Genomic DNA, 12717 nt, shown 5'->3' on the forward strand with positions numbered 1-12717 from the left:
ATAGTCCTTGTCTATTATTTTTGAAATGCGATCCCAATCGATAAGAATATTTATTTGACTAAAAAATATAGCTTTTATCTTTCTTGTACGTAAGTCACAAATGCTATCTGCAAAAGTAGGTGTTATTTGTAGTTTCATGGCTTGAATATACATCTTAATAAGCTAACAGACAATTATTTACACCCTAAGTTTGGGTCTTTGTTTTTGTAATGTACCTTGCAACGGTCTTAATTATTATATCATTATTTTCTATTTGGTTTGTGTTTAATGTAACTCGCTCTATTTCAGTACATAGAGTTATTAAAACAATATAGTTTTGTTGTATATACAAGAATTGTTTTTTAAATAGTTACTTAATTCAAATAAACGTGTATATTTGTTGTGTTGATAAAAGTTGTATATACAAATGTCTATAGAAGAGCAATTAAATAGTACCAGTAAATATGATCCTTTAAAAAAAATTATTTTGAATATCATGTATACTGGAAGTTGGGTAAATGAGAAATCTAGTGTTTTTTTTAAACAATATGATTTAACTTCTCAGCAATTTAATATTCTTAGAATATTAAGAGGTCAGAAGGGAAATCCAATTAATTTACGGGATGTTCAAGAACGAATGATTTCTAAGATGAGTAATACGACAAGATTGATTGATAAACTACGATTAAAGGGAATGGTTACAAGAGAGCAATGTGAATCAAACAGAAGGAAAATAGATATTGTGATTACTGAAAAAGGCATGAGTTTATTAAAAGAAATTGATACAACCATTTCTAGTCATGAAATGAGTATTTCACAAAATTTATCGTGTGTAGAGGCTGAACAATTAAATGAATTATTAAATAAATTAAGAGTGAATAATAAATAATTAATACGTGAAAAATGAAAACAAAAGTGGTGAAATTAACAGCTGTTGCATTGGTTGCATTCATTGGAATGTCGTTTAGTGTACTGAAAAATGAAGTAAAACAAATTAAAACTAGAGAAAGTAAAGTTTCTTGGATTGGAAAAAAGGAAATTGGTAGTGATCACCAGGGCACCATCAATATTAAAAGTGGTTTTTTAGAATTTAAGAAGGATCAGTTAGTTGGAGGAGAAATTAGTATAGATATGAGCTCTATAACTGTTACTAGTTTAGAAGGAAACGGCAAAAAAAAATTAGAAAATCATTTAAAAACAGATGATTTTTTTGGAACTGATAATTTCAAAACATCTAATCTGATTTTTACAAAAGTAACAGGAGATAATGGACAATATAATATAACAGGAGATTTTACAATTAAAGGAATAACGAAATCTATTACTTTTGATTTAAATATAACGGGTAGTACGGCAACTGCAAACTTAGAAATTGATCGAACTATATATGGAATCAAATATGGTTCATCAAGCTTTTTTGATGATTTAAAGGATAAGGCAATTAAAAACAACTTTGAATTAAACGTTAAATTAGTTTTTTAAAACAATTTTAAATTAAAAAAAAAGCCGTCAATTTGACGGCTTTTTTTATGCTTTAATTTTAGCTAAATATTTTTTATCAACGTAAAAAGTTCCAAATGGGACTAGTGATGAAAATATAATAATTAAAAAATCTTTGATTTTCCAGTTTTCTTTGAATTTAAAGACGCAAGTGAATAAAACATAAGCAATAAATAAGATTCCATGTGCCATTCCAACGATTTCAACTAACAAAGGTTTCTCGAAAATATACTTAAGAGGCATTGCTATTCCAAAAAGCAGTAATAAAGAAATTCCCTCAGAAATACTGGTAAACCTAAAAAGTTTAAGACTGTTCATAATTTAAAAATTTCAGCAAAGATAAAGATATCAGTGCTTATTGAGGTGGTTATATTTAAAAATATATCTAGATTTATTGACTTAGGTCTGAAGGAGTGTTAGGATTAAAATACAAGATATAAACTATTATATCTTTAATGGTTTACGTATATTTGACGCCAATTATAAGAACTTTATTTCATAAGAATGAAAATATCATACAATTGGCTAAAACAATTTTTGAAAATTGATTGGGATGCTGTAAAAACAGGAGAATTATTAACTGATTTAGGACTGGAAGTGGAAGGAATCGATTTGATTGAATCCATAAAAGGGAGTCTACAAGGAGTTGTTGTAGGAGAAATTCTTAGTTGTGAAAAACATCCCAATGCTGATAAACTTAGTATAACGATGGTAAATATTGGTGGTGAAGAGCCCATACAAATTGTTTGTGGAGCACCAAATGTAGCAGCAGGTCAAAAGGTTCCTGTCGCTACAGTAGGCACTATATTATATGATGAGCAAGAAAAATCTTTCAAAATTAAAAAAGGAAAAATTAGAGGAGAAGTAAGCTTTGGTATGATTTGCGCTGAAGATGAATTAGGTCTAGGAAAAGGTCATGACGGTATTTTGGTATTAGATGATGCCTTAACTCCTGGTACACCAGTAGCGGACGTTTTTAAAATTGAAACAGATGAAGTTTTTGAAATAGGATTGACGCCTAACAGAGCAGATGCAATGAGTCATTATGGTACCGCTCGTGATTTACGTGCAGGGCTTATGCAGCAAGGAATTAAGTTAGAGTTGATCTCTCCTTCTGTAAGTAACTTTCATGTAGATGAAAGAAAGTTAAAGTTTGACATTGAAGTTGAAAATAAAGAGTTAGCACCTAGATATTGTGGTATTACTATTACGGATTTAAAAGTTAAAGAATCACCTGAGTGGATTCAAAACAAATTAAAAGCTCTAGGCTTAGCACCGATAAATAATATTGTGGATATCACAAATTATGTATTGCATGAGTTAGGGCAACCCTTGCATGCTTTTGATGCGAATAAGGTAAATGGAAATAAAATTTTGGTAAAAACATTAAAGGCTGGAACTAAGTTTACAACCTTGGATGGAGTTGAGAGAGAATTAGATGTCGAAGATTTGATGATTTGTGATGCAAATTCTAACCCATTGTGTTTAGCAGGTGTATTTGGAGGAGAAGATTCTGGAGTTTCAAATAAAACAACATCTATCTTTTTAGAAAGTGCTTATTTTAATCCAGTTTCTATACGTAAATCAGCAAAGAGACATGCCTTAAATACAGATGCTTCTTTTCGTTTTGAAAGAGGTGTTAACCCTAATTTCACAAAATATGCTTTAAAACGTGCTGCCTTGTTAATTTCAGAAATTACTGGTGGTACCATTGCTTCTGATATTATAGATTTATACCCCACCAAAATTATAGATTTTGAATTGTTTTTATCTTATGAAAATGTAGAACGATTAATTGGCGAGAAATTATCGAATGAAACCATCAAAAAGATATTAGCTTCCTTAGAGATTAAAATCAATAGTGAAACGGAAGGAGGTTTAGGACTTATTGTACCTGCATACCGTGTTGATGTACAGCGGGAAGCAGATATTATTGAAGAGATATTAAGAGTTTATGGTTATAATAATATTCAATTTTCTCATAAATTAAATACGTCTATTCCATTTTTCGATTTTAGTGTAGTAAAAATAGAAAATATTGTAGGGAACCAATTAAATTCACTGGGCTTTTATGAAATTATGTCTAACTCTCTAACAAAGGCATCTTATATAGAATATTCTGATAATTTAAATGAAGAGAACAATGTAGCTATGTTGAATCCATTGAGTAATGATTTGGCTGTTATGCGTCAGTCATTATTGTTTAGTGGTTTGGAATCAATTTCTTATAATATTAATAGAAAAAACAACTTGTTGAAGTTTTTTGAATTCGGAAAAACATATCATAAATATGATGAAAAGTATGAAGAATTTAAGCATTTAGCTTTATTTGTTTCAGGAAACAGATCAAAAAATACTTGGACAAGTACAAAAAAAACTTCAGATTTTTTTTATGTTAAGGGTGTTGTGAAAAGTTTATTAGAAAGATTAGGCGTCGTTAGCATAAAGACATCCCCGACAAAAAATGATGTGTTTTCTGAAGGGGTTTCATTGGGTTTAGGTAAATTTAAATTGGCTGATATAGGGGTCGTTAAAAAGGAAATATTAAAACATTTTGGAATCAAACAAGAAGTCGTTTATGTTGATTTAAACTGGGATAATGTGCTTAAGATATCGAGTAATAAAGGAATTAAAGTAAAGGCCTTGCCAAAATTCCCTTCTGTAAAAAGAGACCTGTCTTTATTGCTAGATAGTTCTGTAACCTTTGAAGAATTGTACAATTTGGCATTTCAAACTGAAAGGAAATTATTGAAGGAAGTTGATTTGTTTGATGTTTATGAAGGAAATAAATTAGGAGCAAATAAAAAGTCGTATGCTGTTAGTTTTTTACTTGAGGATGAACAAAAAACATTGAACGAAAAACAAATAGATAAAATTATGCAAAAATTACAAGCCACATTTGAGAAAAATTTGGAGGCTACTTTGCGGTAAAAAGGATAAACAATAAAAAAAAAGGATCAAAAATATATTTTTTTGATCCTTTTTTTTATAGAATAACATATAGACTTTAAACAGGGGAGCTTTCCTTATTTATGATTGTCTTGCTAAGACTTATTTTGTAAATTTGTTGGGTTCTTAAACAACTAAGAATTCTCCAAAAGAATCTATATAATGTATAAATCAATCATACGTCCAATCCTTTTTCAATTTGATCCTGAAAAAGTACATTACTTTACATTTTTTATCATCAAAAATATTTCAAAAATACCTGGAGTATCTGCTTTGATACGTTCTATGTTTCAAATAAATGATTCAAAGTTGGAGCGTGAGTTATTTGGATTGAAGTTTAAGAATCCAGTTGGATTGGCAGCAGGGTTTGATAAAAATGCAGTTTTGTTTAATGAATTGGGTGATTTTGGTTTTGGGTTTATTGAGATAGGGACGGTCACTCCAGAGGGGCAAGTAGGAAATCCTAAAAAAAGATTGTTTCGATTGAAAGACGATCAAGGCATTATCAATCGTATGGGGTTTAATAATGCGGGTGTAAAAGCAGCGATAGAAAACTTAAAAAAGAATAAAGAGAAAATAATTATTGGAGGAAATATAGGAAAGAATACCAATACTCCAACAGAACAATATACTCAAGATTATTGTACGGTTTTTAAAGAATTACATCCATATGTAGATTATTTTGTTTTAAATGTAAGTTGCCCAAATGTAGGAAGTCATGCAAAACTACAAGACAAAGATTATCTAACAGAGCTTATCCAATCTGTTCAAACTTTAAATAATAAAGAAGTTCAACAGAAGCCAATATTGTTAAAAATAGCACCAGATTTAAACAACCAACAGTTAGATGAAATTATCGAATTGGTCGCTGAAACAAAAATTGACGGTGTAATTGCTTCTAATACATCAATTAATAGAGAGGGGTTAAAAGCTTCTGAAACACAATTGTCTCAAATTGGAAACGGAGGCTTAAGTGGTAAGCCTATTGCAGAAAGAAGCACCCAAACGATTAAATATTTATCTGATACTTCAAATAAAGCTTTTCCTATTATTGGGGTAGGAGGAATTCACTCAGCCGAAGATGCGCTTGATAAAATAAAAGCGGGTGCTGATCTAGTACAGATTTATACAGGATTTATATACGAAGGACCTAATTTGATAAAAAAAATAAATAAGGCTTTATTAAAAAAATAACACTAAATTATTACTTTAAAAAAAACCGATAAAATTTTGGATGTAATCATTCTTTTTTATTTTGGTTGTTACAAATAATATAAATATGATAACAGAGATTCAAATTTTATTAAATGATCAAATAAAATATGAAGCAGCTGCTTCAATGCAATATTTAGCAATGGCCTCATGGGCAGATAATGCTGGTTTTAGCGGTGTTGCTGAATTTTTTTATGCACAGTCAGAAGAGGAAAAGGCGCATATGACAAAACTAGTTAAGTTTGTTAATGAGAGAGGAGGAATTGTAACTATTTCAGCTTTGGAAAAACCAGTAGACGAGTTTAAAAATTTAAATTCACTTTTTGAATATTTCTTAAAGAGTGAAATATTTGTAACGGAACAAATAAATAAAGTGATTTATGAGTGCTTACAACATAAAGATTACAATGTGCATAATTTTATGCAATGGTATGTAACAGAGCAATTACAGGAAGAGTCTACAGCAAGAACTTTACTGGATAAATTGAATATTATTGGTGATGATAAGACTGGGCACTATCTGTTTGATAGAGATATAATTGCAATTACTGCTGCAGTAGAATAATATCTTTTATGTTAAAATTTTGGATACAACGAATATACTTTATATTTGCATTTATTTAGAATAGATAAACATAAAATTCATGACGCTAGTATTTGCAACTCCTTGTATGATTGTAGGGGACTGTTCTACTTCTTGTGGGAAAAAGAAAAAGAGTAAATGTTGTAAGAAGTTTAAAAAAAGCGGAAAGACTAATTGCAAACGTTGTCCAAAAATATAATCTTGTACAAGATATTCTTTAGTTTGCTTCTGGATTAATAAATGGAATTAAAAACTTCGGATTATATTTGTTCTACAAACTTAATGTTTTAAAACAATTTTTTTGAGTTCAACTGATAATAATTTCGTTAAAATCATCGAATGCCCTCGTGATGCAATGCAAGGCATAAAAGAGTTTATGCCAACTCAAAAGAAAGCAAAGTATATCAATACTTTGTTAAATGTAGGCTTTGATACGGTAGATTTTGGTAGTTTTGTCTCTCCAAAAGCCATTCCACAAATGCGCGATACTGAAGAGGTATTATCTTTGTTAGAAATAGATGAGTCTTCAAGTAAATTATTGTCAATTGTTGCAAACAAAAGAGGAGCAGAACAAGCGGCTTCTTTTGATGAAATACAATATTTAGGGTTTCCTTTTTCTATTTCGGAAAATTTTCAAATGCGTAATACACATAAAACGATAGCAGAATCCATAAAAGTATTGGATCAAATATTAAATATTGCTCACAAATCGAATAAAGAAGTCGTTACTTATTTATCTATGGGCTTTGGAAACCCGTATGGAGATCCTTGGAGTGTTGGTATTGTATCTAAATGGACAGAGCAACTTTCTCAAATGGGGGTAAGAATCCTTTCTTTGTCTGATACTATTGGTAGTGCAACTCCAGGAGATATAGGATATCTTTTTTCTAACTTAATTCCAAGTTATCCCGAAATAGAATTTGGTGCACATTTTCATACAATATATGATGCGTGGTATCCTAAAATTGATGCTGCCTTTGTTTCTGGCTGTCGTAGGTTTGACGGGGCTATTAAAGGCTATGGAGGATGTCCAATGGCTAATGATGAATTGGTTGGGAATATGCCTACGGAAAAACTATTATCATATTTTACTTCTCAAAATACGAATACAAACGTCAAGCCTATGAGTTTTGAAAGTGCGTATAATTCCTTTCTTCAGGTTTTTTAACTATTTTTTTAGAAACATTAACATTATTTTAATTTATTCTTAATAAATTTTGATTGCTAGGATTCTTGTGTATATTTGCCAAATACAAAATAAATTATTTGTAATTAATCTAAATAAGAGAAGAATGTATACAAAATTGATGAATGTTGGAATTTTAAGCGGAATAGTACTTCTATTTGCAGCTTGTAAAAATGAAGGAGATGATTTGGGTGATGAAAATGACTCAGGTGTGATTACTACTGTAAGTGAAATAGATTATGATTTTGATGTGCCAGCTACTTATGTTTTTACAAGAGATTCTGAAACTACTGTAAGTTTTGGAGGTCAATCGGATCGTTTGTATATGGGAAAAGAAATATTAGGTTTCTTTGATGTAAATACTACTAAAACTGCTGAAAATGTAAAGAGTGCTTTTAATCATTCTGAAAATGGTAATGATTTTGATGATGCAAATCTAAATGAATCCTCTAAGAAAATTCAAAATAAAGTAGCTTCTTCTAATGATTTAAATGATGCTGTTTTTGCTGCTGAATCACAGAATTTATTTATTTCTTATATAGACAAATTTTTCGCGGAAATTGTACCAAGTAAAGATGTTGTTGCTTCAAAGGGTGTTGCAGGGTACGTTGGAGAAAAACCTAGATATGTAAATTCAAAAGGTATGGAATACAATCAATTATTTAATAAAGGATTGATTGGTGCGTTGGTTGTAGATCAGGTATTAAATAATTATTTAGGAGATGTTCGAGTTGGTAACGAAGAGTATATTGCTGACAATACAAATGAAACCCTTTTAGAAGGTGAAAATTATACAACCTATGAGCATCATTTTGACGAAGCTTATGGATATGTTTATGGAGCTGCTGACAATCCTATAGCACCAGTAGCAAAAGGAGATGATAAATTCTTATTTACTTATATAACTCAAGTGAATGGAATGAGTGCTTTTTCTGGAATTCAAGATCAAATATTCAGTGCTTTTAAAATTGGTAGAGCAGCTGTTGTAGCGCAAGACTATGATGTTTTAGAAGATGCAATTGAAGTATTACAATACCAAATTTCTAAAGTAGTTGCAGTTCGTGCAGTATATTACTTAGAGGCAGGTAAAAATAATTTAGCTGCGCAAGAATATGAATCTGCTTTTCATGGTCTTTCTGAAGCTTATGGATTTATCTATAGCTTACAATTCACAAGAAACCCAAATACAGGTGAAGCTTATTTGTCTATCAGTGAGGTGGAAGCATTGTTATCTAAGTTAGATGCAGGTGATGGTTTTTGGGATTTAACAGATGGTACAGTATTGGATGAAATATCTAATACGATTGCTGATAAATTTGATTTTACAGTAGCTGAAGCTGCAGAATAAATACATAGAACTTATAAAAGTGATTGTTTAATAAACGAAGACAGTCGCTTTTATTAAGTGTTACAAATTTATAATAGATTTAATTTTGGATAAGATGAAAAAAATATTTTATTGTTTATTAATGGTTTTAGCCTTGGGCTCTTGTAAAGGAGGAAGTTCTGTAGCTGACTGTATGCCTGATTCTTTTGATAGAAGTGCTTTGTTAACAAATTGGGCAGACAATATAATCATTCCATCGTATACACTATATGTTGATGAATTAACCTCTTTACAAACTGCCAAAGATGTTTTTATAGAAACACCAAATGAACAAAACTTGGTTTTGTTACGTACAGAATGGCTAGAGGCTTATATCGTTTGGCAAAATGTATCTATCTATGAAATAGGGAAAGCAGAAAATATTCGATTAAGAGATTATACAAATACGTTTAATGTTCCACATGTTAAGGACGAACCTGAAACAGATAAATTAACAGGTGAGTTTGTAGAAGAAAACATATCTTCTGGAAGTTATGATTTGACTTTGTCTACTCAGCTACGCTCTCAAGGTTTTCCTGCCTTGGATTATTTATTAAATGGATTGGGAGATACCGATGCCGAAATTCTGTTAAAATACACTTCAGATGAAAATGCAGCTAAGTATACATTATATCTTGATGATGTTTCAAATAGGTTGCTGTCTATGGGAGCTGAAGTAATGACAGATTGGAATAATGGTTATAGAAATACCTTTATTACAAATGACTGTAATGCATCGACATCTTCTTTAAATAAATTGACAAATGACTTGATATTTAATTTAGAAAAGGCAACAAGATCAGCCCAAATAGGAACACCAATTGGTTATTTAGGAGAACCTGTTGTTATTCCAGAGAAGGTTCAGGCTTTTTACAAACAAGATGTTTCTAAAGTATTATTAATTGCTTCTTTAACAGCCTCTAAAAATTTATTTAATGGAAAGCATTTAAATTCAGATACAGTAGGTGAAAGTTTAAAATCCTATTTAGATGAACTACAAATTACAGCGGTAGGTAACGACTTATCAATAGTACTAGATACGTATTATGAGGAAGCTATTTCAGAAGCTCAAAAATTGGATGAAAATTTTTATGAAGGAATAAGTCAAGTAGATATTGAGAAATATAGAGATATTAGAGAAAGTATTCATCTTATAATTGAAGTATTAAAAACCAATATGATTTCAGCTTTAGATATCAAAGCAGATTATAGTGATTCTGATGGAGATTAATAAACAAGACATATAATAGAGTAGAAAGTTCAGGGATTTTAATATCTGAACTTTTTTTTGTTAAATACAATTATGAAAGTACGATTCTTAAAGCTGATTTTTTTCTGTTGCCTATTCTTTGGATTACAGGCTTTTTCACAAACAAATACCAAGGCTATTACACTTATTGTAAAAGATATACAAACAGGTAAAGGTGTTCCGTCTACCCAAGTTTTTTTGGCTTCTGGAGATGAGCTAGGAACTACAGACATTGAAGGAAAGTTAAGCCTCAATTCAATTTCATTAGGTACGGTATATTTTGTTGTGTTTTCCTATGAATATTCTATTTTAAAAATAAAAAAAACAATTTCTAAATCGACAAAAGAATTAGTTTTTGAATTATCTCCTTTAGGACAATTATTGACAGAAGTCGAATTGCACAATTACAATAGAGAATTATTTAATCTAAAAAGATTAAAACCTGTTGAAGGTACAGCAATCTATGCAGGGAAAAAGACAGAAGTTGTTTTGGTAAATCAAATAGTAGGAGGGTTGGCAACCAATAATGCGCGTCAAGTAATGGCACAAGTTGTAGGTTTAAATATTTTTGATGCGGGTGATGGTGGTTTGCAATTGAGCGTAGGGGGTAGAGGACTGGATCCAAACCGTACCGCTAATTTTAATACCCGTCAAAATGGTTATGATATCAGTGCCGATGTGTTGGGATATCCTGAAAGTTATTATACTCCCGCCAATGAGGCTTTGTCAGAAATTCAAATAGTTCGTGGAGCTGCTTCATTACAATACGGAACACAGTTTGGAGGTCTAATCAACTTTAAATTAAAAAAGCCAATTGAGAATAGAGAAGTTGAATTAACATCCCGAAATACAGTGGGGTCTTTTGGCTTATATACCAACTTTACTAGTTTAAGTGGTACCATTGGTAAGTTTAGTTATTACACCTATTATAATTATAAAAGAGGGGATGGTTATCGTGAAAATTCTAATTTTGAATCACATAGTGCCTTTGCATATCTAGGCTATCAGTTTACTAAAAAAACGAATATCTCCTTTGAATATACCTATTTGGATTATTTAGCAAAACAATCAGGAGGTTTGTCTGATGTCCAATTTTTGACCAATCCTAGAGTGAAAAAAATGCCTAGAACTAGAAATTGGTTTGCTGTAAATTGGAATCTTTTTGCTTTAAAATTGGAACATCAATTTTCTCAAAAAACCGATTTTACCTTAAATGTTTTTGGCTTACATGCCAGTAGAAAAGCGATTGGTTTTATCGTAGATTATAATTTTCCAGAACCCAACCCTTTTTTAGATGAAGATATTCAAAATCAAGATGGAAGTTTTGAGCATGAAAGAGATTTATTAGTGGGGTTGTTTAAAAACTGGGGGGCAGAAGCACGTTTATTGTCTCGTTATGACATTAATAATAGAGAGTCTGTTTTTTTAATTGGAACAAAAATATACAGTGCAAATAACACATCACAACAAGGTCCAGGAAGTAAGGGAGCTGATGCTGATTTTAGCTTTTATACAGATCATTATCCCGATTACCAAAATCAATCAAGCTTTAACTATCCAAATTTCAACACCGCTGTTTTTGGTGAAAATATTTTTAATATCTCACAAAGTTTTTCCGTGACACCAGGTTTTCGATTTGAATATATAAAAACAACTTCTGAAGGGGAGTATTTAGACAATATTCAAGGAGAGTTTATTGAGGATAACAAAACCTTTGAAAGAAATATATTCTTAATGGGAATAGGTCTTAGTTATAAACCAGATAATTATTTTGAATTGTATGGAAATATATCTCAAAATTATCGTTCGGTTACGTTTAGTGATATTCGTGTAAATAGCCCTTCATATTCAGTAGCTGAAGATATTCACGATGAAAAGGGTTATACAAGTGATATTGGAATTAGAGGTAAGTTAGGTAATAATTTATCTTATGACGCAGGTGTGTTTGGTTTATTATACCAAGGGAAAATAGGAACAAATTTTACTGATAGAATTGGTTGGGAGCGCTCGAATATTGGTGATGCTCTTATTTATGGTGTAGAATCATTATTCGATTTTAACTTGAAGAGTGTTTTTTGGAAAGAAAACAACAATATCAAGAGTACTATTTTCTTGAATACAGCATTTACCAAATCAGAATATATCAGTTCTGAATTTAATGGAGTTGAAGGAAAAGAGGTGGAGTATGTGCCTTTGGTAAATTTAAAAACTGGAGCAGGTTTTGGATATAGGAATTTTATGGCAAGCATACAATACACATACCTTTCTCAGCAATTTACTGATGTAACCAATGCATCTTACGATGCTACGAATTATCTATCTGTTGAAGGAGCAATTCCGTCTTATGATATATTAGACCTTTCTTTTTCGTATGTTTACAAAAAGATAAGAGTAGAAACTGGGGTTACAAATGTGTTGGATAATACTTATTTCACACGGAGAGCAACTGGATATCCAGGACCTGGAATTATAACTTCAGATCCAAGAGGATATTATTTTACTTTTGAGTTTAAACTATAACCAAAAAGTAAACGTATGAAATTAAACAAGAAACTGAGTTAGTCATTTAGTTTCTGTATCTTAGTGTCCTTAAATATAACAGATATGGATGTTTTTCAAGGTCAAAATATACTGAGTTTTATAAAAGAACTGCCAAATGATGAATCATGTAAAGCTTATTTAGCCAAAATAAA

10 protein-coding genes and 1 pseudogene are annotated in these 12717 nt (G+C 30.7%); 10 read left to right on the forward strand and 1 reads right to left on the reverse strand.

Annotated elements, in window-relative coordinates; all coding sequences use genetic code 11:
• The first annotated feature begins 406 nt into the window (after positions 1-406).
• Positions 407-868 carry a MarR family transcriptional regulator gene (locus tag V5787_RS08880; RefSeq protein WP_336892888.1) on the forward strand — a complete coding sequence of 154 codons (462 nt, stop codon included), beginning with the start codon at positions 407-409 and terminating at the stop codon, positions 866-868.
• Positions 869-882: 14 nt separating this feature from the next.
• Positions 883-1461 (forward strand): YceI family protein, encoded by a 579-nt coding sequence (locus V5787_RS08885; protein WP_336892889.1) that lies wholly within the window; start codon positions 883-885, stop codon positions 1459-1461.
• Positions 1462-1506: 45 nt separating this feature from the next.
• Here the strand turns inward: V5787_RS08885 and V5787_RS08890 are convergent, their stop codons facing one another.
• Positions 1507-1797, reverse strand: coding sequence for a DUF3817 domain-containing protein (locus V5787_RS08890; protein ID WP_336892890.1), 291 nt, complete (start codon positions 1795-1797; stop codon positions 1507-1509).
• A gap of 186 nt (positions 1798-1983) precedes the next feature.
• On the opposite strand from V5787_RS08890, the gene pheT reads away from it, so the two are divergent.
• The 8 genes and pseudogenes from pheT to V5787_RS08930 form a co-directional block, all read left to right on the forward strand.
• A complete protein-coding gene (gene pheT / locus V5787_RS08895) occupies positions 1984-4410 on the forward strand; it encodes a phenylalanine--tRNA ligase subunit beta (protein WP_336892891.1) in 2427 nt (808 codons plus the stop codon).
• Positions 4411-4590: 180 nt separating this feature from the next.
• Positions 4591-5622, forward strand: a complete 1032-nt coding sequence (locus V5787_RS08900; protein ID WP_336892892.1) for a quinone-dependent dihydroorotate dehydrogenase — start codon at positions 4591-4593, stop codon at positions 5620-5622.
• Between the two features lie 85 nt (positions 5623-5707).
• Complete coding sequence (locus V5787_RS08905; protein ID WP_336892893.1) at positions 5708-6205, forward strand: ferritin; 498 nt, start codon at positions 5708-5710, stop codon at positions 6203-6205.
• 373 nt (positions 6206-6578) lie between these two features.
• Entirely contained in the window at positions 6579-7391 is an 813-nt protein-coding gene (locus V5787_RS08910) for a hydroxymethylglutaryl-CoA lyase (RefSeq protein ID WP_336892897.1), read from the forward strand.
• A gap of 124 nt (positions 7392-7515) precedes the next feature.
• Positions 7516-8757: a DUF4856 domain-containing protein gene (locus V5787_RS08915; RefSeq protein WP_336892894.1), complete on the forward strand. Its 1242-nt coding sequence runs from the start codon at positions 7516-7518 to the stop codon at positions 8755-8757.
• A gap of 94 nt (positions 8758-8851) precedes the next feature.
• Positions 8852-10006: an imelysin family protein gene (locus tag V5787_RS08920; RefSeq protein WP_336892895.1), complete on the forward strand. Its 1155-nt coding sequence runs from the start codon at positions 8852-8854 to the stop codon at positions 10004-10006.
• Between the two features lie 72 nt (positions 10007-10078).
• Positions 10079-12544 carry a TonB-dependent receptor gene (locus V5787_RS08925; RefSeq protein ID WP_336892896.1) on the forward strand — a complete coding sequence of 822 codons (2466 nt, stop codon included), beginning with the start codon at positions 10079-10081 and terminating at the stop codon, positions 12542-12544.
• An 84-nt stretch (positions 12545-12628) separates the two neighbouring features.
• Positions 12629-12717: pseudogene (locus tag V5787_RS08930) on the forward strand (IS1595 family transposase); the annotation flags it as partial.

This window comes from Flavicella sp. (assembly GCF_037132785.1).
Lineage (GTDB): Bacteria > Bacteroidota > Bacteroidia > Flavobacteriales > Flavobacteriaceae > Flavicella.